Source organism: Vandammella animalimorsus, assembly GCF_002285265.1.
Classification (GTDB): domain Bacteria; phylum Pseudomonadota; class Gammaproteobacteria; order Burkholderiales; family Burkholderiaceae_C; genus Lampropedia.
Map to the genome: position 1 here is coordinate 35881 of NZ_NSJB01000015.1, position 20619 is coordinate 56499.

21 protein-coding genes are annotated in these 20619 nt (G+C 66.9%); 16 read left to right on the forward strand and 5 right to left on the reverse strand.

Features of this window, described 5'->3' with window-relative positions; all coding sequences use genetic code 11:
• The first annotated feature begins 138 nt into the window (after positions 1-138).
• Genes rlmN through ispG form a run of 4 tightly spaced genes read left to right on the forward strand, consistent with a single transcriptional unit; the run spans position 139 to position 4565 of the window.
• Entirely contained in the window at positions 139-1356 is a 1218-nt protein-coding gene (gene rlmN / locus CK625_RS12885) for a 23S rRNA (adenine(2503)-C(2))-methyltransferase RlmN (protein WP_095540731.1), read from the forward strand.
• Positions 1353-2174 carry a type IV pilus biogenesis/stability protein PilW gene (gene pilW, locus CK625_RS12890; RefSeq protein ID WP_095540732.1) on the forward strand — a complete coding sequence of 274 codons (822 nt, stop codon included), beginning with the start codon at positions 1353-1355 and terminating at the stop codon, positions 2172-2174. The genes rlmN and pilW overlap by 4 nt, the downstream gene beginning before the upstream one ends.
• Positions 2167-3294, forward strand: coding sequence for a helix-turn-helix domain-containing protein (locus tag CK625_RS12895; protein WP_238945667.1), 1128 nt, complete (start codon positions 2167-2169; stop codon positions 3292-3294). The genes pilW and CK625_RS12895 overlap by 8 nt, the downstream gene beginning before the upstream one ends.
• On the forward strand, positions 3291-4565 hold the full coding sequence (ispG, locus tag CK625_RS12900; RefSeq protein ID WP_238945668.1) for a flavodoxin-dependent (E)-4-hydroxy-3-methylbut-2-enyl-diphosphate synthase: 1275 nt from the start codon (positions 3291-3293) through the stop codon (positions 4563-4565). The genes CK625_RS12895 and ispG overlap by 4 nt, the downstream gene beginning before the upstream one ends.
• Positions 4566-4730: 165 nt before the next feature.
• Here ispG and CK625_RS12905 read toward each other — a convergent pair whose 3' ends face one another.
• Positions 4731-5024 (reverse strand): type II toxin-antitoxin system RelE/ParE family toxin, encoded by a 294-nt coding sequence (locus tag CK625_RS12905; protein ID WP_238945669.1) that lies wholly within the window; start codon positions 5022-5024, stop codon positions 4731-4733.
• 11 nt (positions 5025-5035) lie between these two features.
• Positions 5036-5281 carry a type II toxin-antitoxin system ParD family antitoxin gene (locus tag CK625_RS12910; RefSeq protein ID WP_095540734.1) on the reverse strand — a complete coding sequence of 82 codons (246 nt, stop codon included), beginning with the start codon at positions 5279-5281 and terminating at the stop codon, positions 5036-5038.
• Between the two features lie 287 nt (positions 5282-5568).
• On the opposite strand from CK625_RS12910, the gene hisS reads away from it, so the two are divergent.
• The 11 genes from hisS to CK625_RS12965 all read left to right on the forward strand — a co-directional run bounded on the left by hisS (position 5569) and on the right by CK625_RS12965 (position 16720).
• Positions 5569-6867: a histidine--tRNA ligase gene (gene hisS / locus CK625_RS12915; RefSeq protein ID WP_095540756.1), complete on the forward strand. Its 1299-nt coding sequence runs from the start codon at positions 5569-5571 to the stop codon at positions 6865-6867.
• A gap of 140 nt (positions 6868-7007) precedes the next feature.
• Complete coding sequence (locus CK625_RS12920) at positions 7008-7691, forward strand: YfgM family protein (RefSeq protein ID WP_095540735.1); 684 nt, start codon at positions 7008-7010, stop codon at positions 7689-7691.
• Positions 7692-7789: 98 nt separating this feature from the next.
• A complete protein-coding gene (gene bamB / locus CK625_RS12925) occupies positions 7790-8968 on the forward strand; it encodes an outer membrane protein assembly factor BamB (protein ID WP_095540736.1) in 1179 nt (392 codons plus the stop codon).
• A 127-nt stretch (positions 8969-9095) separates the two neighbouring features.
• Entirely contained in the window at positions 9096-10466 is a 1371-nt protein-coding gene (gene der, locus CK625_RS12930; RefSeq protein WP_095540737.1) for a ribosome biogenesis GTPase Der, read from the forward strand.
• Between the two features lie 209 nt (positions 10467-10675).
• Complete coding sequence (hfq, locus tag CK625_RS12935) at positions 10676-10948, forward strand: RNA chaperone Hfq (RefSeq protein WP_095540738.1); 273 nt, start codon at positions 10676-10678, stop codon at positions 10946-10948.
• Between the two features lie 176 nt (positions 10949-11124).
• Complete coding sequence (gene hflX, locus CK625_RS12940; protein ID WP_095540739.1) at positions 11125-12360, forward strand: GTPase HflX; 1236 nt, start codon at positions 11125-11127, stop codon at positions 12358-12360.
• A gap of 188 nt (positions 12361-12548) precedes the next feature.
• Positions 12549-13985, forward strand: a complete 1437-nt coding sequence (hflK, locus tag CK625_RS12945; protein WP_095540740.1) for an FtsH protease activity modulator HflK — start codon at positions 12549-12551, stop codon at positions 13983-13985.
• A gap of 28 nt (positions 13986-14013) precedes the next feature.
• Positions 14014-15051, forward strand: a complete 1038-nt coding sequence (hflC, locus tag CK625_RS12950) for a protease modulator HflC (protein ID WP_095540741.1) — start codon at positions 14014-14016, stop codon at positions 15049-15051.
• Positions 15052-15229: 178 nt separating this feature from the next.
• Positions 15230-15415 (forward strand): DUF2065 domain-containing protein, encoded by a 186-nt coding sequence (locus tag CK625_RS12955; RefSeq protein WP_095540742.1) that lies wholly within the window; start codon positions 15230-15232, stop codon positions 15413-15415.
• 37 nt (positions 15416-15452) lie between these two features.
• The gene (lspA, locus tag CK625_RS12960; protein ID WP_095540743.1) at positions 15453-15974 is read left to right on the forward strand and encodes a signal peptidase II; all 522 of its coding nucleotides are present in this window, start codon (positions 15453-15455) and stop codon (positions 15972-15974) included.
• A 32-nt stretch (positions 15975-16006) separates the two neighbouring features.
• Complete coding sequence (locus CK625_RS12965; protein ID WP_095540744.1) at positions 16007-16720, forward strand: DUF937 domain-containing protein; 714 nt, start codon at positions 16007-16009, stop codon at positions 16718-16720.
• A gap of 79 nt (positions 16721-16799) precedes the next feature.
• Here the strand turns inward: CK625_RS12965 and CK625_RS12970 are convergent, their stop codons facing one another.
• From CK625_RS12970 to CK625_RS12980, 3 genes are all read right to left on the reverse strand, one after another.
• Positions 16800-17348: a YbaN family protein gene (locus CK625_RS12970; RefSeq protein ID WP_095540745.1), complete on the reverse strand. Its 549-nt coding sequence runs from the start codon at positions 17346-17348 to the stop codon at positions 16800-16802.
• Positions 17349-17539: 191 nt separating this feature from the next.
• Positions 17540-18568, reverse strand: a complete 1029-nt coding sequence (locus CK625_RS12975; protein WP_143326289.1) for a hypothetical protein — start codon at positions 18566-18568, stop codon at positions 17540-17542.
• A 48-nt stretch (positions 18569-18616) separates the two neighbouring features.
• Positions 18617-19270: a sigma-70 family RNA polymerase sigma factor gene (locus CK625_RS12980; RefSeq protein WP_095540747.1), complete on the reverse strand. Its 654-nt coding sequence runs from the start codon at positions 19268-19270 to the stop codon at positions 18617-18619.
• Positions 19271-19512: 242 nt separating this feature from the next.
• Here CK625_RS12980 and CK625_RS12985 point away from each other — a divergent pair, with 242 nt between their 5' ends.
• Complete coding sequence (locus tag CK625_RS12985; RefSeq protein WP_095540748.1) at positions 19513-20382, forward strand: sulfurtransferase; 870 nt, start codon at positions 19513-19515, stop codon at positions 20380-20382.
• Positions 20383-20619: the final 237 nt, after the last annotated feature.

A 20619-nucleotide genomic window follows, 5' to 3' on the forward strand; every position in this document is an offset into this window, starting at 1 on the left:
GCCCCGGCCGGCGGCTGTGCCGATGTGAGACACTTGCGCCGGGCGGGCACAGATTGGCCCAGCCATCTGTTTTCTTCTTTTTCTTCCCCCCGATGCCAGCGCCCGCAGGGCCGGTGTCTGGATCACACACATTTGCCAATGAGCTCTCCCGTTGCGCAGAAAGTTTCCCTGCTGGGGCTGGACCATGAGGCCCTGGTGCAATGGTGCGCGCAACTGGGGGAAAAGCGCTTTCGCGCCACGCAGCTCTACCGCTGGATTCATCAGCGCGGCGTGGCCGATTTCGATGCCATGTCCGACCTGGCCAAATCGCTGCGCGCCAAGCTGCACGAGCAGGCCCAGGTGCAGGCGCTGCCGGTGCTGACCGAGCAGGTCTCGCGCGATGGCACGATCAAATGGCTGTTCGACGTGGGCCAAGGCAATGCGGTCGAGGCCGTGTTCATCCCCGAGCGCGATCGCGCCACGCTGTGCGTGTCCTCGCAGGCCGGCTGCGCCATCGGTTGCCGCTTTTGCTCGACGGGCCATCAGGGCTTCAGTCGCAACCTCAGCAGCGCCGAGATCATCGCCCAGCTCTGGTATGCCGAGCACACGCTGCGTCGGCGCTTTGGGCGCGAGGAGCGCATCATCACCAACGTGGTGATGATGGGCATGGGCGAGCCGCTGCAGAACTATGGCCAGCTGGTGCCGGCGCTGCGCACCATGCTCGATGACAACGCCTACGGCCTCTCGCGCCGCCGCGTGACGGTGTCCACCTCGGGCATCGTGCCGATGATGGATCGCCTCAGCCAAAGCGTGCCGGTGGCGCTGGCCGTGTCGCTGCACGCGCCAGACGACGCGCTGCGCGACCAGCTCGTGCCGCTGAACCGCAAATACCCGCTGGCCGAGCTGATGGCCGCCTGCCGGCGCTACCTGCAATACGCGCCGCGCGATTTCATCACCTTCGAGTACTGCATGCTCGATGGCGTCAACGACAGCGACGCCCATGCCCGCGCGCTGGTCGATCTGCTCAGCGGCGCGCCGGACGGCGGCCAGGACACGGGCTGGTGCAAGCTCAACCTGATCCCGTTCAACCCGTTTCCCGATTCGGGCCTGAAGTGCTCGAAGCCCCAGCGCGTACAGGCCTTTGCGCAGGTGCTGCTGGAGGCGGGCATCGTCACGACCGTGCGCAAGACGCGCGGCGATGACATCGACGCCGCGTGCGGCCAACTGGCCGGCGAGGTGCAGGATCGCACCCATGCGCTGGTGCGCATGCAGCGCCAGCGCCAACCCGCCGCCGTGCAGGCCACTGCGCAGGCGGCCCTGGAAACCGGCCCGGCCAAGGTGCCCGGGCCGGCCCAACGATTGGAGACCAACGCATGAAACCTCGCCACACACTCTGGCGCCTGCCGGCGGCCTTGGCCCTGGCTGCGGCTGCCCTGGGCCTGACGGCCTGCCAGACGTCGTACACCCGCTCTTCCGTGCCGGTGGCCACGCCGGGCGCCGCAGCCGCCGCATCCGAGCCCGATGTGCAGCGCGCGGCCAAGGTGCGCCTAGAGCTGGCCTCCGAATACCTGCGCGTCGGGCGCAGCAATGTGGCGCTGGAGGAAATCAACCATGTGCTGTCCATCGCGCCGCACATGGTCGAGGCCTACATGCTGCGCGGCATGATCCATGCCGATCAGCACAACTTTGCCGCCGCCGAAGCCGATTACGCGCGCGTCATGCGCGAGCGCGGCAATGACCCCGATGCGCTGCACAACTACGGCTGGATCCTGTGCCGCCAGGGCCGCTACGCCGATGCCGAAGGCTATTTCGACCGCGTGCTGGCCGCCCCAGGCTACACCGCCTCGGCGCGCACGCTCATGGCCAAGGGCTTGTGCCAGCAAAGCGCTGGCAAAGCCGGCGCGGCCATGGCCACGCTGCAGCGGGCTTATGAGGTTGACCCCAACAACCCCATCGTGGCCTACAACCTGGCCAGCATGCTCTACCACGCCGGGCGCGTGGCCGATGCGCAGACCTATCTGCGCCGCCTCAATGGCTCCGATCTGGCCAATGCCGAGACCCTGTGGCTGGGCATCAAGGTAGAGAACGCGCTGGGCCGGCGCGATCGCGTGCGCGAGCTCGGCAGCGTGCTGGCGCACCGTTTCCCGAACTCGCGCGAGTTCGCCCTGTATGAGCGTGGGGCTTTCTATGAGTGATTACGAAGCGGCCCGCACGGCCGCGTCTGCCGATGCCGCTGCGGTCGAGGACGCAGCCCTGGCCGCCGCCCAGAGCGAAGCGCAGCAGGACGGGCAGGCCATGCCGGGGCTGAGCAAGCCCTCGATCGAGTCTTTCAAGACCCCGGGCGGGCTGCTGGCCTATTACCGCATGGAGCGCGAGGTCAGCCTGCCCGAGCTGGCGGCGGTGTTGAAGGTGCCGGTGGACAAGCTCGAGGCGCTGGAGCGCGACGACTACGCCATGCTGCCCGACATGGTCTTCACCCGCGCCCTAGCATTGAGCATTTGCCGCCTGCTGGGCGCGGACGCGCAGCCCGTCATGGCGCTGTTTCCCAGCGCCCATGCGCCGCGCCTGGCGCGCGACTCCGACGGCCTGAACCGGGCCTTCAAGGCCACCGAGCAACCCGCGCTGGGCGGGGAGCGCAAGCCGCCCTCGGCGGGCATTCCGCGCTCGGCCTGGCTGCTGGGCGCGCTGCTGCTGTTGGCGGCGCTGGCGGTGTTTTTCTGGCCGCAGATCCAGCAGCGCCTGGGCTGGGCGAGCCCGGGCGAGGTCACCACGGGCGCGCCCGATCCCGCGGGCACGCCGGGCGCGGCCGATGGCCTGCGCAGCCAGCCGCTGCACATCCCAGGCCTGAGCGATGGCGCCGGCGCAGAGCCGCGCTCGGCCCAGGCCCCTGAAGAGCCCGAGGACAAGCCCGACGAAGAGGACAACAGCGCGGCCAACGCGCCTGCAGGCCCAGGCCAGGCTGGCGCCGACACGGCCGCCGGGCAGGCGCCATCTGCGACCACACCTGCCACAGCAGCCACCGCGACGGCCACAGCGGCCGCCGGGGCGGGCGAAGCCGCCAGCGCCGCAGCGCCGGCGCACACCCTGCACATTCAGGCGCAGGAGTCGGTGTGGATCCAGATCCGCGATGCCTCCAACGCCATCCTGCACCAGAGCACGCTGCCCAAGGGGCGTGAAATCGCCATCACCAACGAGCCGCCGCTGCGCGTGGAAATCGGCCGCGCCGATGCCGTCAAGGTCACCGTCAAGGGCCAGCCCTTCGACCTGCAGCCCTTTGCGCGCGGCAATGTGGCGCGCTTTGAGGTGTCGCCGTGACGCGCGCGGCCCAGGCCTTGCCCATCGCACTGTCCGAGCCGCGCCCGCACCACTCCCTGCAGGCGCAGGTGCGCTGGGGCGAGCACCTCGTCACCATGGGCGGGGGCGCGCCGGTGCGCATCCAGTCCATGACCAACACCGACACCGAGGACGCCATCGCCACGGCCATCCAGGTCAAGGAACTGGCGCAGGCCGGCTCGGAGCTGGTGCGCATCACCGTCAACACCAACAAGGCCGCCGAGGCCGTGCCGCACATCCGCGAGCAGCTCGACCGCATGGGCGTGCACGTGCCGCTGGTGGGCGACTTCCACTTCAACGGCCACAAGCTGCTGAGCGACTTTCCCGACTGCGCCCAGGCCCTGTCCAAATACCGCATCAACCCTGGCAACGTGGGCAAGGGCGCGCGCCATGACATTCAATTCGGCCAGATGATCGAGGCCGCGCTGAAGTGGGACAAGCCCGTGCGCATCGGCGTGAACTGGGGCAGCCTGGACCAGGAGCTGCTGGCGCGCCTGATGGATGAAAACCTGCAGCGCGCCCAGCCCTGGGACACGCGCCAGGTCATGTACGAGGCGCTGATCTCATCGGCCCTGGACTCGGCGCAAAAGGCCGAGAAGCTGGGCATGGCCGCCGGGCAAATCGTGCTCTCCTGCAAGGTCAGCAGCGTGCAGGACTTGGTGGCCGTCTACCGCGAGCTTTCGCGCCGCTGCAACTACCCGTTGCACCTGGGCCTGACCGAAGCGGGCATGGGCGCCAAGGGCACCGTGGCCTCGGCCGCGGCGCTGTCGCTGCTGCTGCAAGAAGGCATTGGCGATACCATCCGCGTCAGCCTCACGCCCCAGCCGGGCGAGGCGCGCACGCAGGAAGTCGTGGTCGCCGCCGAGATCCTCCAGGCCCTGGGCCTGCGCACCTTCGTGCCCAGCGTCACCGCCTGCCCGGGCTGCGGGCGCACCACCAGCACCACCTTCCAGGAGCTGGCCAAGCAAATCGACGATTTCCTGCGCGCCCAAATGCCGCTGTGGCGCGCGCGCTATCCGGGCGTGGAGAACATGAAGGTGGCCGTCATGGGCTGCATCGTCAACGGCCCGGGCGAGAGCAAGCACGCCGACATCGGCATCAGCCTGCCGGGCAACGGCGAAGCGCCTTCGGCGCCCGTGTTCATCGACGGTGAAAAAGCCATGCACCTCAAGGGCGAGGACATTGCCCAGCAGTTTCACCGCATCGTCAGCGACTACGTGCAAAAGCGCTACGGCACGACCACGGCGGCTTGAACCGTCGCAACGGGGGCGCGAGGGCATTGGGCCAGGCCATGGCGGCGGGCCTTGAAAAGTTTGCCAACGTAGAACAGGCAAGGGCTGACAGCAGCAAGGCTTAATCGGTGTGCCAGGGACAGCGCAAGAAGCACAGCTGTTGGCCGCTGCTGCTCAGGATGAGTGTCACTCCAGATGCCGTGCGGCATCCATGCGCTGATGAAGAATGCGCACGATCAACAATGGATTGCTACCCTGATGGCGGTAGAACAGCAGGTGCTGACCTATAACGTATTTGTGGTAGCCACTGCGAATGGCCTCGGCAGATTGCCCTTGCAAGCGGCCGGCACCAAGAGCCTGGCAGGCTTGATCGATCAATCGAACATAGCGCTCGGCTTGCGCAATGCCCCATTGATTGGCCGAGTATTCCCAAATGCTGGCAAGATCCGCAACGGCTTGATTCGTGAGCTGGTAGCTCACGGGCATAGGGCTTAACCGGCATGGTTTTGTCGCTGGGTTTGTAAAAACTCTTCCAAGTCAAACCCTTGGGCGACGCCGCTGCGCTCGCCTTCCTCAAGGGCGCGGCTCAGGGCTTGCCATTGCTGTTGCTGCTTTTCCAGAAGATGCAACCCGGCGCGAACCACATCACTGGTCGAGCCATAGCGGCCGTGCATGATTTGTTGCTGGATAAAGCCAGTGCAGTGCTCGTCAAGGGAAATAAAAGTGCCTTTGCTCATTGCAAAGCTCCTGGATGTGCCACGAATGAGTTCTCTGCCGGCCATTGTAGGAGCTCTGTTCTCGGGCTGGTTTGGGGGCTGTGAACAGGCCCAAAGCGCCAGTGCAGACGGCAGACTTGGTAACATCGCGCCCCTTGCGCTGGCCGCTGCTTGGCAGTGGCCAGCCATTTCTTTTGCGCCTTCTTTTTGACACTGCCCTAGTGAACACCGTGACCCAGCCCGCCCTTTCTGCCCAGACCGAGAAGGCCAACAAGGCCGCAAACCAGGCGCTGCGCGCCGTGCGTGGCATGAACGACATCCTGCCGCCCGAATCCAGCCGCTGGCAGTGGCTGGAAGATGCGGTGCGCCGCGTCATGGCGCGCCACGCCTTTCGCAACGTGCGCCTGCCCATCATGGAGCACACGGCGCTGTTTGTGCGCGGCATTGGCGAGGTCACCGACATCGTTGAAAAAGAGATGTACGCCTTCGAGGACCGCGCCGACCAGCACGGCCGCGCCGAGCACCTGGCGCTGCGCCCCGAGGGCACGGCCGGTCTGGTGCGCGCCACGGTGGAGCACAACCTGCTCTACGACGGCGGCAAGCGCCTGTACTACATGGGCCCCATGTTCCGGCGCGAGCGCCCGCAGCGCGGCCGCTACCGGCAGTTCCACCAGATCGGCGCCGAGGCGCTGGGCTTTGGCGGGCCGGAGGTCGATGCCGAGCTCATCCTGCTGGCCGTGGCGCTGTGGCGCGAGCTGGGCATCCAGAACTGGCGGCTGGAGCTCAACAGCCTGGGCCAGCCCGAGGAGCGACGCGCGCACCGCGCCGCGCTGATCGCCTACTTCGAGCAGCACGCCGAGCAACTGGACGAAGACGCGCGCCGCCGCCTGCACAGCAACCCGCTGCGCATTCTGGACACCAAGAACCCCGCCATGCAGGCCCTGGCCGAAGGCGCGCCCAAGCTCATGGACTATCTGGGCGAGGCCTCGCTGGCGCACTTCAAGGCCGTGCAGGCCATTCTGGACGCCAACGGCGTGCCCTGGCGCCTCAACCCGCGCCTGGTGCGCGGGCTGGACTACTACAACCTCACAGTGTTCGAGTTCATCACCGAATCGCTGGGCGCGCAGGGCACCATCTGCGGCGGCGGCCGTTATGACTACCTGATCGAGCAAATCGGCGGCAAGCCCGCCCCGGCCGTGGGCTGGGCGCTGGGCGTGGAGCGCGTGCTGGAGCTGCTCAAGGAAGAGGGCGTGACCCCGCCCGAGGCCGTGCCCGATGCCTACGCCGTGGTGCCCGACGCGGCCAGCCTGCCGCAAGTCATGGCCGTGCTGGCCCAACTGCGCGCCGCCGGCGTGGCCGTGCAAATGCACGCCAGCGCCGACCCGGCACAGGGCATGGGCAGCTTCAAGAGCCAATTCAAAAAAGCCGACGCCAGCGGCGCGCGCTTTGCGCTGATCTTTGGCGCTGACGAGCTGGCGCGCGGTGAAGTGGCCCTCAAGCCCTTGCGCGCCGTGCCCGGGCAGGAGGGCGCGCCGGCACAGCAGCTGTGCCCGCTGGCCGATCTAGCGGGGCTGGCAGCGCGCATACAATCGCCGCTGGCCGCGTGAGCGCCAGCCCCCCTTTGGCCCCTTAGCCCTCATTGGGCCGCAGGGTGTGGGCAACAGGCAGGCGCCTGCTGCCACGCCTGCGGCACCACAGCCGCCGCCCTTGCGCCGCAAGGGCTTGACCCAACCCCATTCCAACGGCAATGCAGCAATACGATTTACAGGAACAGGAACAGCTGGCGACCCTCAAGCACTTCTGGGATCGCTGGGGCAACTTGATCAGCGCCGCGCTGCTGGCCATCGTGGCCGTGGTGGCCGGGCTCAATGGCTACCAGTACTGGCAGCGCAGCCAGGCGGCCAAGGCCGCCGTGCTGTACGACCAGGTGATGCAGGCCACGGTGCAGAACCAGCAGGCGGTCGTGCAGCAAAGCCTGCAGGCGCTGCAGCAGAGCTTCCCCAAGACGGCCCAGGCCAGCCAGGCCACGCTGCTGGCGGGCAAGCACTTGGTGCAACAACAGGACTGGGCCGCTGCCGAGCAGGCTTTTGATTGGCTGGCGCGCCACAGCAAGGACGAGGGCTTCAAGGCCCTGGCCGTGCTGCACAAGGCTTCGGTGCAGATGCAGCAGGAGCAGGGCGAGCAGGCGCTGGCCGCGCTGGATGCGCACAGCTTCCCCTATGAATTCAGGCCGCTGCGCGACGATCGCCGTGGCGACATCCTGCTCGGCCAGGGCAAGACGCAGGAGGCCATCAGCGCCTACCAGGCCGCTTTCGATGGGCTGGGCCCGTTCAGCCGCTACCGCAGCGTCGTGCAAAGCAAGCTGACGGCGCTGGGCCAGCAGAGCGCCGCCGCTGCCCAGGCGCCTGCGGCAGCACGCTCCAGCTCCTGATGGGGCAGGGGAGGTAGGCCGTAGGCTGCCTGTGCCGCCAGGGCCGGCTGGCCCGTTGTCGGGGTCTGCCGGCCCGTTTCGATTTTTGGAGTCCAGAGATGTCCGCTTTCTCTTCCTCTTCGTCGCCTTTCCCGCGCTCGCCGGTGCGCCGCGCCGCTCGCGCGCTGGCCATGCTGGCGCTGGCCGGGCAACTGGCGGCCTGTGCGATGTTCAGCAGCAGCAAGGCCCCCAAGCCGCGCGAGCTTGAACCCAACGAAGCGCGCTTTGCCGCCAGCCAGGTCTGGACGGCGCAAATCGGCAACCTCGGCAACATCGAGCTGCAGCCTTTGGTGCATCAGCTCTCGGTCACGCTGGCCACGGCATCGGGCACGGTGGTCAGCCTGCAGCCGACCACGGGCGAGCAGCTCTGGCAGGCCCGCGTGGGCGAGCGCCTGGTGGCTGGCGTCGGGGGCGATGGCCAGACCTTTGCCGTCATCAGCGCGCGCAATGAGGTCGTGGCCTTGCGCGATGGCCAGGTGCTGTGGCGCCACGCCCTGCCGGGGCGTTCGTTCACGCCGCCGCTGGTGGCCGGCGGGCGGGTCTTCGTCATCACGGCCGAGCGCGCGCTGCTGGCGCTGGATGCCGACAATGGCGCGCTGATCTGGGATCGCCCCGCAGACGATGAGGAAAGCCTGGCGCTGCAGCAGGCCCTGCTGCTGACGGCCGTGGGCGATACGCTGGTGGCGGGTTTTTCGGGCCGCGTCGTCGGCATCGACCCGGACACAGGCACGCTGCGCTGGGAGGCCAGCGTGGCCGTGCCGCGCGGCATCAACGACATCGAGCGTCTGGTGGACGTGGTCGGCCATTTCAGCCGCGAGGACTCCAGCCTGTGCGTGCAGGCCTTCCAGGCGGCCATTGGCTGCGTCGATGCGCGCTCGGGCAGCACGAGCTGGAGCCAGCGCCTCAATGGCGCGGTGGGGGTGCATGGCGATGGGCAGACGGTCTACAGCGTCGATGCCACTGGCCGCATCCAGGCCTGGGGCCGGCACGATGGGCACCAGCAATGGCTGTCCGACCGGCTGCAGTATCGCCAGTTGACTGCGCCGCTGCGCCTGGGCCGCGTGCTGGCCGTGGGCGATGCCAGCGGCTGGCTGCACTTGCTCGAAGGCAGCGATGGCAGCCCGCTCAATCGCTTCCAGACCAACCGCTCCGGCCTGCGCATCGCGCCGGTGTATGCGGGCAATACGCTGATTGCCATCAGCAACAACGGCACGGTGTACGGCTTCAGGCCCGATTGATCCCGAGCGATTGATCTCCAACGATGGATTCGCACGCCCCGCCGGGCTTGGCCTTGTCGCGCCGCCCGCCCGAGCGTGCGGCGAGGGCCTTGGCCCGCCACCTGCTTCACAACCAAGGACGATTGCCATGCTCCCGGTCATTGCTTTGGTGGGCCGGCCCAATGTGGGCAAGTCCACGCTGTTCAACCGCCTCACGCGCACGCGCGATGCCATCGTGGCCGATTTTGCCGGGCTGACGCGCGACCGGCACTACGGCACGGCGCGCTGGGGCGCGCGCCAATTCATCGTCGTGGACACCGGCGGGCTGGAGGACAGCGCCGAAGGCGCGATCTTCGAGAAGATGGCCGGCCAGACGCAGCAGGCCATCGCCGAGGCCGATCTGGTGATGTTCCTGGTCGATGTGCGCGCCGGCCTGGCCGGGCAGGACCAGGAAATCGCGCGCTACCTGCGCCGCCTGGGCAAGCCCTGCCTGCTGGTGGCCAACAAGGCCGAGGGCATGAAAAGCGGCGCGCAGCTGGCCGAGTTCTATGAGCTGGGCCTGGGGCCGGTGTATGCCGTCTCGGCTGCGCACGGCCAAGGGGTGCGCGACCTGTTGGAGCTGGCTGCCGAACAGCTGCCGCCCGAGCCGCAGCCGGGCGAGGCTGCCGATGCCGCCGATGGCGCCAATGGCGCCGATGCCGAGCAGCAAGCCGCGCCCATCCGCATTGCTGTGGCTGGCCGGCCCAACGCTGGCAAGTCCACGCTGATCAATGCCTGGTTGGGCGAGGATCGGCTGGTGACTTTCGACATGCCGGGCACAACGCGCGACGCCATTCGCGTGCCCATCGAACGCGGCGCGCAGCGCTATGAGCTGATCGACACCGCCGGCCTGCGTCGCAAAGGCAAGGTGTTCGAGGCGGTGGAGAAGTTCTCCGTGGTCAAGACTTTGCAGGCCATCGAGGGCGCACAGGTGGTGGTGCTGGTCATCGATGCCACGCAGGGCGTGACCGATCAGGATGCGCACATCGCCAGCTTCATCCTGGAGTCTGGGCGGGCTGTGGTCGTGGCCATCAACAAATGGGACGCGCTGGATCGCTATCAGCGCGAGCAGTTGGCGCGATCGCTGGAGCTGCGCCTGGGCTTCATGCGCTTTGCGCCGGTCAAGCACATCTCGGCGCTCAAGCGCCAGGGGCTGGAGCCTTTGTGGAAAGCCATCGACGCGGCCTATGCCGCGGCCACGCGCAAAATGCCCACGGCCAAGCTCACGCGCCTGCTGCAAGAGGCCGTGCAGTACCAGGCGCCGCGCAAGAGCGGCATGTTCCGCCCCAAGCCGCGCTATGCCCACCAAGGCGGCATGAACCCGCCGGTGATCGTGATCCACGGCAACTCGCTGGACCATCTGGACCAGGCCTACCGGCGCTTTCTGGAAACCTGGTTTCGCAAGGCCTTCAAGCTCGAGGGCACGCCGCTGCGCATCGAGCTGCGCACCAGCGACAACCCCTACGCGGACAAGCCCTGAGCTTTTTGCTTCACGGTTTTGCCGCCTGCGACACCTGTGTGCAAAGGGCGGCTTGAAGAAATGGCGCAAAAGCCTGCGGGTTTGCACGTAAGTAGCAGCACTGTGTTAAGGTGCCGCCTTTCGTTTTCTCTTAGAACAGGCTCTCATGCAAAACGCTTGAGAGCCACCCCAAGAGGCCTGCCCAGGCCTCTTCAACACGGAGCTATATCGTGAGCAATAAAGGTCAACTGTTGCAGGACCCCTTTTTGAACGCCCTGCGCCGCGAGCACATCCCGGTGTCGATCTATCTGGTCAACGGCATCAAGCTGCAAGGGCAGATCGAATCCTTCGACCAATACGTGGTGTTGCTGCGCAATACCGTCACGCAAATGGTCTACAAGCACGCCATCTCGACCATCGTGCCGGCCCGCCCGGTCAACTTTGCCTCGCTGTCGGCCGAGCAATCCGGCGCGGCAGAGAAAAAAGCAGCCGGCCAGGCCTGATGGCGCCGGGCCAGGGCGGTGGCGCAGTGCCTTCAGGCATGCCGCGTTGCCGGTCTCTGGCCTTTGGCTTTCGCTGTTTTCGATCCAGGGCCTGTCTGCGCAGCAGCAGGCCCTGAGTTTTTTGTCCCGCCCAATGCATGGCATGCGCCATGCCTCATACAGGAACCTGACCCGTCTTGAGCAAGAACACGTTTGCCATCACCCCTGAGCCAACGCCTACGGCCGTGCTGGTCGGGGTGGATTTTGGCGAGGCCCATTTCGACCATGAACTCGATGAGCTGGCGCAGCTGGCGCTGACGGCGGGCCTGCAGCCGTGTGAGCGCGTCGTCGTCAAGCGCAAATTCCCTGATGCGGCGCTGTTCATCGGCAAGGGCAAGGTCGAGGAGCTCAAGGCCCTGGCCCTGGGCCATGGCGCCAGCGAGATCGTCTTCGACCAGGCCTTGAGCCCGGCGCAGCAGCGCAACCTGGAGCGCGAGATCGGCCTGCCGGTGTACGACCGCACGTTTTTGATCCTGGAGATTTTTGCCCAGCGCGCCCGCAGCCACGAAGGCAAGCTGCAGGTCGAGCTGGCCCGGCTGCAGTACCTGAGCACGCGCCTGGTGCGGCGCTGGTCGCACCTGGAGCGCCAGCGCGGCGGCATCGGCGCGCGCGGCGGCCCGGGCGAGACGCAGATCGAGCTGGACCGGCGCATGATCGGCGAGGCCATCAAGCGCGTGCGCGATCGCCTGGCCAAGCTCAAGAAGCAGCGCAGCACGCAGCGCCGCCAGCGCCAGCGCAACCAGGTGCCCAGCATCTCGCTGGTGGGCTACACCAACGCGGGCAAGTCCTCGCTGTTCAATGCGCTGGTCAAGGCCCGCAGCTACGCGGCCGACCAGTTGTTTGCCACGCTGGACACCACCACCCGCCAGCTGTATTTGCAGGAGGCGGGCATGGCCGTGTCGCTGTCGGACACGGTGGGCTTCATCCGCGATCTGCCGCACGGCCTGGTCGAAGCCTTCCAGGCCACCTTGCAGGAGGCGGTCGATGCCGACTTGCTGCTGCACGTGGTGGATGCGGCCAATGCGCAATTTCCCGAGCAGCTGCAGCAGGTGCAGCAGGTGCTCGAAGAGATTGGCGCGGCGCAAATCCCGCAGCTGCTGGTGTTCAACAAGATCGACAGCCTGCCGCCCGAGCGCCAGCCGCGCAGCCTGCGCGACACCATGGAAATGGGCGGCGTGCAGGTGCCGCGCGTGTTCATCAGCGCTCAGACTGGCCAGGGGCTCGATGGCCTGCGCCAGGCCCTGGCCCAGTGGTGCCTGCAGTATCGGGGCGATGATGGTTCGAGCGAGGCCGATGGCCGGGCATCGGAAGAAGGTATCCAAGGGGCAGGCGATGCGCAGGCAGGCGCGCCAGGCAGCGATGCCCTGCAATGACCTGGGGAATACCTGAGCCCTGTGCTTTTTGGGCACAATCGCGGCTTTTGCCGCCAGCGGTGGCCTGCGCGCACGCCCATGGCTTGCGCGCCTAGGCGCTTCCAGCATGGCACAGCGCGCCTGCCGGCCCGGCCATGCGGCCATGCGCAGTGCGCGCCACACAAGATTCAACCAACGAGACCGAGTGAATGACTGCATTACCACGCCGCCAAGGTTTGGCGCGCTTTCTGGAGCGGCTGCGCGCCCTGTTGAACCTCAACGACCCAGGCTGGGGCAGGGATGCGGGGGCAGGCCAGTCCAGCGGTGGTGCGCGCGGCGGCAATGGCTCTGGCGGCGCTGAGCAGGGCGATGCTGCGCCCCCGCCGCCCCCACCCCCACCCCCACCGATGCCGCCCAGGCCCCCTGCGGGCCCGCAAGGCGGCCCCCGGGGCGGGCAGCAGCAACCGCCTGATCTGAGCGAGCTGATGGGGGACTTGAACCGCAAGCTCTCCAAGCTGCTGGGCAGCCAGGGCGGGCGCCGCCCGCCGGGCGGCCCGCGCGGCGGCATGCCCGGCGGTTTCAAGCCGCCGAGCATCTCCGGCGGCCTGGTGTCGCTGGTGGCCGTGGTGCTGCTGGGCCTGTGGCTGGCCTCGGGCTTTTTCGTCGTGCAGGAAGGGCACAACGCCGTCATCCTGCGCTTTGGCAAGTACCAGAGCACCGTGCCGGCGGGCCTGCGCTACCGCTTGCCATCGCCCATTGGCAGCCATGAGATCGTGGACATGCGCATCCAGCCGCTGGCCGTGGGCTCGAACAATATGCTGTCGGCCACGGGCCTGAACGAGCACGCCATGCTCACCAAGGATGAGAACATCGTCGAGGTGCGCTTCAACGTGCAATACCGCATCACCAATGCCGAGAACTGGAAGTTCAATGCGCAAAACCCGCAGGGCGCGCTGGTGTCTGCGGCCGAGACGGCGGTGCGCGAGGTCATTGGCGACATGACCATGGACGAGGCCCTGGCCAACCGCCGCGCGGAAATCGCCCCCGGCGTGCGCGAGATCATGCAGGAGATCGTGGACCGCTACCGCCTGGGCGTGACGGTGGTGGCCATCAACATGCAAGACAGCGGCGTGTTGCCGCCCGAGAGCGTGCGCGCGGCCTTCGACGACGTGCTGCGCGCCGACCAGGAGCGCGAGCGCGCCAAGAACGACGCCGAAGCCTACGCCAACCGCATCATCCCGCGCGCCGTGGGTGAGGCCGCGCGCATCAAGGAGGAAGCCCAGGGCTATCGCCTGCGCGTGATGGCCGAATCCGAGGGCGATGCCGCGCGCTTCTCGGCCGTGCTGGGCGCTTATCGCCAGGCGCCGGCCGTCACGCGCGAGCGCATGTACCTGGAGACCATGGAGGAGATCTACAAGAAGAGCAGCAAGGTGCTGCTCGACGGCGGCGATGGCGGCAACAACTTGGTCTATTTGCCGCTGGACAAGCTGATGGAGCAAAGCGCCGCCGCCGCAGTGCGCAGCCACGCGGCCGCCGCAGAAGGCACGGCCAGCGCAGAGGCCGCCAGTGCACCCGCCGCGCCCAGCGCCAGCTACGCCCCGGCCGCGCCGCAGGGCACCCGCCGCCCCAGCCGGGAATCGCGCTGAACGCAGCCCTTAGCAAGAGGAATCAATCATGAATCGAATTGGGTTTTGGGTGGTGTCGCTGCTGCTGTTGCTGGCAGCGGCCAGCTCGGTGCTGTTCGTCGTGGACGAGCGCCGCTACGGGGTGGTGTATCACCTCAGTGAAATCAGCCGCGTCGTCAAGCAGCCGGGCCTGCACGTCAAGTGGCTGCCAGCGCCGTTCCAGACGGTCGATTATCTGGACAAGCGTCTGCTGACGTTGGAGAGCCCTTCGCTGGAGCCGACGCTGACAGAGGAAAAGCAATGGGTGGTGATCGACTGGTATGTGCGCTGGCGCATCACCGACCCCGAGGCCTACATCCGCAGCGTGGGCCGCACTGAAGAGGCCGGCGCCGCGCAGCTGGGCCGCGTGGTGCGCAGCGCCTTCCAGGAAGAAGTCAACCGCCGCACCGTGCGCCAGCTGCTCTCCGAGGATCGGCGCGGCCTGATGCAGGACGTGCTGCGTCAAGTCTCTGAAAGCGTGGGCGGCAGCCCCATCGAGGCGCGCAAGCCCGCATCGGACGCCGCCGGCGCGGCCAGCACCGCCAGCGTTGAGTCTTCGGCGCAGGATGGCGCCCAGGCCGCCGAGGCCAAGGTGGAGCTCGACGAGCATGGCCAGGCGCGCGTCAAGCTCTCTTGGGGCATCGAAATCGTCGACGTGCGCATCACCCGCGTCGACTACTCCAAGGACATCACCGAATCGGTCTTCAAGCGCATGGAGGCCGAGCGCACCCGCGAGGCCAACCGCCTGCGCTCCGAAGGCCAGGCCGAGGGCGAGCGCATTCGCGCCAATGCCGACCGCCAGCGCACCGAGACCCTGGCTGCGGCCTACCGCGAGGCCCAGGAAATCCGCGCGCAAGGTGACAGCGCCGCCACGGAAACCTTTGCCCGGGCTTACAGCCAGGATCCGGACTTCGCCCAGTTCTACCGCAGCCTGCAGGCCTACCGCAGCAGCCTGGGCAAGCCGGGCGATGTGATGGTGCTCGACCCCAACGAGTCCGAGTTCTTCAAGGCCATGCGCACTCCTGGCGCTGAGGGCCGCAGGCCCTGATGGCAGTGGCGCGCCGGCGCAGTGCGCCCGGCCCAGACCCCTTTGCCAAAACCCTTTTGGAGGGCCTGCACGAATGCGCAGCGCACACTTTGCCGCTGCAATTGGTGCAGACATTTCTTTGGCCGCCGCGTGGCCATGCCGCTTTTTGCGCGACGGCCGCCCCCGACCCAACGACCCTATGCACGCCGAAACCTTGCTGCTGGCCTTGGGGCTGGTGTTCATCATTGAAGGCCTGCTGCCTTTTTTGGCGCCAGGCGCCTGGCAGCGCTGGATGCAGCAGATTGCGCAGCAAAGCCAAGCCAGTGTGCGCGGGCTGGGCCTGATCAGCATCCTGCTGGGGCTGGCCTTGCTGTGGCTGTGGTGACGCGGCGCCCGCGACGGCTCCAACGATTGGACAATTTATGAGTGTCTCTTCTTCCTCTGGGCAGCCCGCCAACGGGGCGCGCCCGTTCTGGCGCTGGCTTGCGCTGGCGTTGCTGGTGGTGGTGCTCGACCAACTGAGCAAGCAGTGGATCCTGCAGCATTACCGCTGGGGCGAGTTCACGCCGGTGACGCAGTTCTTCAACATCGTGCGGGCCCACAACACCGGGGCGGCGTTTTCGTTTCTGGCCGGCCAAGGCGGCTGGCAGCGCTGGTTTTTCGTGGCCATTGCCGCACTGGCGGCGCTGTTCATCCTTTGGCAGCTGCGTGCGCATGGCCAGCAACGCCTGGCTTCGGCGGCGCTGGCCTTGATTCTGGGCGGCGCCATTGGTAATGTGATCGACCGCATTGCCCACGGCTATGTGGTGGACTTTCTGGACTTTCATTGGCGGGGGGCGCATTTCCCCGCCTTCAATGTGGCCGACATGGCCATTACGCTGGGTGTCGTGGGCGTGCTGCTGGCTGAATGGCTGCGCTGGCGCCAGGAGCGGGCCGCCCGTTGAAAAGCAAGCTGTTGATGATTAGGAGTTTTGCCATGAACCCATCCACTTCCATCACCGATGATCTACTTGCCCAATTGCGCGGCATGCCGCTGGCGCAGTTGGCGCAGCAGCTGGGCGTGAGCGAGCAGCAGACGCAAAGCGCTGTGGAAACAGCCGTGCCATTTCTGCTTGGCGCTCTGGGCCAGAACGCCGCCCAGCCTGAAGGGGCGCAGGCGTTGTTTGGCGCGCTGGAGCGCGACCATGCGACTGCGCCGCAGGCGGCAGCGGGCATGCCCGATCTGAGCGGCTTGCTGGGGGCCGTGCTCGGCGGTGCAGGCGGCGCAGGCATGGCTGGGGCCCTGGGCGGTTTGCTGGGCGGCGCGGGTGGCGCTGCTGCCGCGCCCGCACCTTCTGGCCGCTTCAATGCCGAAGGCATTCTGGGTCATATCCTGGGTGGCAAGAAGGCCCAGGCAGAAAGCGGCCTGAGCCAGGCCACGGGCCTGGACAGCGCCATGGTGCACAAGCTGCTGCTGATGCTGGCACCCTTGGTCATGGGCTATCTGGGGCGGCAAATCACCAGCGGCCGGGCCTCGTCTGCCGATGCCCTGGGCTCGCTGCTGGGGCGCGAGCGCAGCCAAGTGCGCCAGCGTGGCGGCGCCGCAGGCGGCCTGCTGGGCGCGGTGCTGGATCAAAACGGCGACGGCAAGCTGGACATGGGCGATGTGCTCAAGTTCGGCGCCCAGTTCCTGGGCGGCAAGCGGGGCTGAGCCTGGGAAAGTACACCAAACACGCACAGGGGGCCATCATGGGCCCCCTATGCTTTGCAGGGGCCGCATCGCATGGCCATCACTTGCGGTCTTCGGGTGGCTCCGGGCGCAGCCACAGCCAAGCGGTCACGGCCGCCATGCAGCCTGAGGCGATCCAGAACACGCCCATGGGCACGCCCACGAGCAGCATCAGCAGCGCGCTGGCCAGCATGGTCAGGCTGGCGGCGCGCTTGGCGCGGCGATGCACATAGCCGCCATCTTCCCAATTGCGCAGCATGGGGCCGAACATGCGGTGCATGCGCAACCACTGGTGCAGGCGCGGTGAGCTGCGCGCCGCGGCCCAGGCCGAAATGAGGATGAACACAGTCGTGGGCATGCCGGGCGTGAATGCACCGATGATGCCCAGCAGCAGCGAGCACATGGCCAGCAGATACAGCAGCGCCCGCACGATCGGCGCCAGCGGGCGCAGGGGGGTGGGGCCTGGCGGGGCGGCGTGCTGGCCAGTGCCAGGCGGAGGCACTGCCGCATCCAGGCTGGCTTGCGCAACGCCGGCCTTGTTGGCGCTGGCAGGCGTGGGGTCGTTGTCGGCAGGCAGGGCGCCGGGGGGGTCGCTTCGCTCGGTGGTCATGATGGTGCTCTGACGGCCAAAAGTCAGCCAGCGCCGCAGGCGGGCAAAACTTGGCGTCAGCCAAGAAGGTATTTCAGCAGGTCGGCGCGAGACTTGGGGCTGTTCATGGTCTTTGCGGGGTGGGGCCGGGCTGCTTGTATCCCATCTCAAGCCGCCCCTTGCCCACTCGCACCGAGACCGTGAACAGGCTCTTACTGTGACTTTGGCTGCGACGCATCGGTGGCTAAGGCACGCATGAGCCGATTGTAGGCATCGGCACTGGGCTGCGCGAGCCAGGCCAGCCCATCGCCGCCGGCTTGCTGCCATTGAATGTGCCCAGGGGCGAGCCAGAGCTGCAGCAGCACCCGCTGTTCATGCAGCAGCAGTATGCGCCGTGCCTGCCCTGGCGCGGGGGCCGCGGCGGGTTGCTGTGCGGCGGGCAGCACTTGTTGCAAGGCGGCGCGCACGGCTTCGGAAAGCGGTGTGGCTGCGCCCTGGTCTTGCCCGCTGGCTGTGGCCCAGCGCCAATGCGTTGCTTGCGCCAGCGGCTGCGCCAATGCCGCAGCGGCCAGCGGTGCGGCGAAAGAGCTGCGTTGCCGATGCGGCTGCGTGTGGGCTGTGGTGGCGTCGGCCGCCATGGCTTCGGCCTGGGGTTGTTGCCCCGCCGATATGGCCGCTTCCGATTGCATGGTCACCGTCGATGCGGGCGGGGCAGGGGCGTAAGCCGGGGCCGGCAGGGCCAGGGCCTCGGGTTGTGGTGGTGTATGGGGCTGGAGTGCCGCGCTGAACTGATCGGCAGGCGGCGCAGGCTTGGCTGCGCTGTTGGCCGATGGCGCGTGGTGTGCAGGGCGGCTGTCCTCCAAAGCCGCTTCGGGCCAACGGCCATACCAGATCATCAATACAAGGCAGGCCATGCACACCGATGCCAGGCCGGCGGCCCATTGGGGCTGGCGCCCTTGGCTGTGCAGCAGTTTCTGCACGGCGCGGCGCAGCCGCAGCCATGCCGATGGGGATGTGGCAGGCGGCACATGGCCGGGCGCGGCCAAGGCGTGCGCGGCATCGGCCAGAATGCGCTGGCGCAAGGCGGCGAGGCGCTCGGGCGCCAGGCCCGCCGCCGGGGCCGATGCCAAGGCTTGCTTCCAGAAGGCCTGGAGCTCGCCCTCGGATGGCCCGTGCGCCTGCGCCGAGGGAGTATCTGCGTGGCCATCAGTGGTGCGCCCTGGTGATGGTGATTCAGTCATGCGATTTTCTCCTGAGCACGGCAGCGGCGATGTAGGGATCTGGGGTGTTCATGACTGACTGTGCAAGGCATTCAAATAACTGCCCATGCATTGGCGCAGCTTTTGCAGGCTGTAGCGCAAGCGGCTGCGCAGGGCTTCGAAGCCTACCCCCAGGTGGGCGGCCAGCTCTTGCAGGGAGCAATCTTCTTCGTGCTTGAGCAAGAAGGCGGCGCGCTGCTCGGCCGGCAGCTCTTCAAGACAACGCAGCAATTGCTGGCCTGCGGCGCGCCAGAAAACCTGGTCTTCGATAGAGATGTGGCCGGCAGGCTGCGTGGCCTGAGGGTGAATCGACAACGTACAGATGTCAGTTGCGCTGGCTTCGGAGACGGCGTCTTCCTGTGCCTGGAGTGAAGACGACATGGTGATTGGTTGGCGCTGGATGCAGCGCAGGTGATCCATGGCCGTGTGGTGCGCGATGGCAAATGCCCAAGTGCGCCACTGCGCCCCTTGTGGGCGAAAGCTGTTGCGCCCGCGGATGATGCGCAGCCAGGTTTCCTGAAAAACCTCTTCCACATGCGCCTCTTGCGCCTTGCCCAAGGCGCGGGCAATGAAGCGCAGCATGCCCGCTTCGTGGCGGCCGTACAAGGTGTCGAAACTTTTCGGATCGCCAGCGGCGTAGGCCAGCATCAAGGCCTCGTCCGAATCTTGATGAAAAGCATGCATGTGCAAAAACGTTTGATGAGCGGATCAGAGCCTGCGGGGAGGGCGCTTGGCGTCGAGTTGGCAGGCGCTACAGCCCAGCCCAAGCTTGGCTTTTTCAGTGTATGCGCTTTGAACAGGCACTTATGCCGCTCAGTGCGGGCGCGCGCCGCAGTGGGATAGCAGCGGACACAGCCGAAGCGGTCTTGCCGGACGGGCGTCACGCACAATACGCCTTGTTCAAGCGATGACCTGCAGGAGTTCTCATGTCGCAAAGCCATCTCATCGATGTTTCGGAACTGAGCGCGCTATTGGCCCAGGCCCCTGAGCGCTGTGTGCTGATTGATTGCCGGTTTGACCTGGCCCAGCCCGAATGGGGTGATGCGGCCTATCGGCATGGCCACCTGCCAGGAGCCATATATCTGTCACTGGACGCCGACTTGTCGGCGCCGTTGACCGGCAGCAATGGCCGGCATCCCTTGCCCTCGCCACAGACTTTTGCCGCCACGCTGGCGCGCATCGGCGTTGGCAATGAAAGTCTGGTGGTGGTCTATGACCAGGGAGTGGCAATGATGGCGGCAAGGCTGTGGTGGATGCTGCGCTGGATCGGCTGCCGCAACGTGCGGGTGCTGGACGGCGGACTGGCCGCATGGCAGGCGGCAGGCTTGCCGCTTGCAAGTTCAAGCGGCAAGCCGGCAGAGGTGCACAAGCCTGAAGCATTCGATGTGAGGCTGCAGCCCAGCATGCTGCGCTCTGTCGAACAAGTTCTGCAGGCATTGGGCCAAGACGATCAAATCCTGCTCGATGCCCGAGCAGAAGAGCGCTTTCTGGGGGAGGCCGAGCCGCTGGACCCGGTTGCCGGGCACATCCCCGGCGCATTGAATCGCCCCTTCATGCAAAACCTGATGCCCGATGGCACATTCAAGCCAGCCGCGCAGCTAAAGCGTGAATTCGAGGCGCTGCTCCAAGGCCGACCGCCAGAGCAACTGGTGCACCAGTGCGGCAGCGGGGTGTCTGCCGCCGTCAACATGTTGGCAATGGAAATTGCCGGCCTGACAGGCAGCAGCCTGTACGCCGGAAGCTGGAGCGAGTGGGTCAGCGATCCCAGCAGGCCTGTGGTCACCCATCAGCGCTGAACAAGCAGGCTTTCAGGCAGGACCTCGCTGAGGACATGACTGCGTTGCAGCGCGCTTCGCCTTGTGGGTTGCGCGAGCCTTTCCGGCAAACCATCACGCCACTTGCATCTGGTTCAAAACCTGTGTTATAGTCACGCCTTCGCTTGCTGCTTCTGCCTAGTTTGGTGGTTGCGCTGGCAGGGGTTGAAGAAAAAGTTGTTTGACTGCTTCAGAACTTCTGCTAGAATGCGAGGTTTC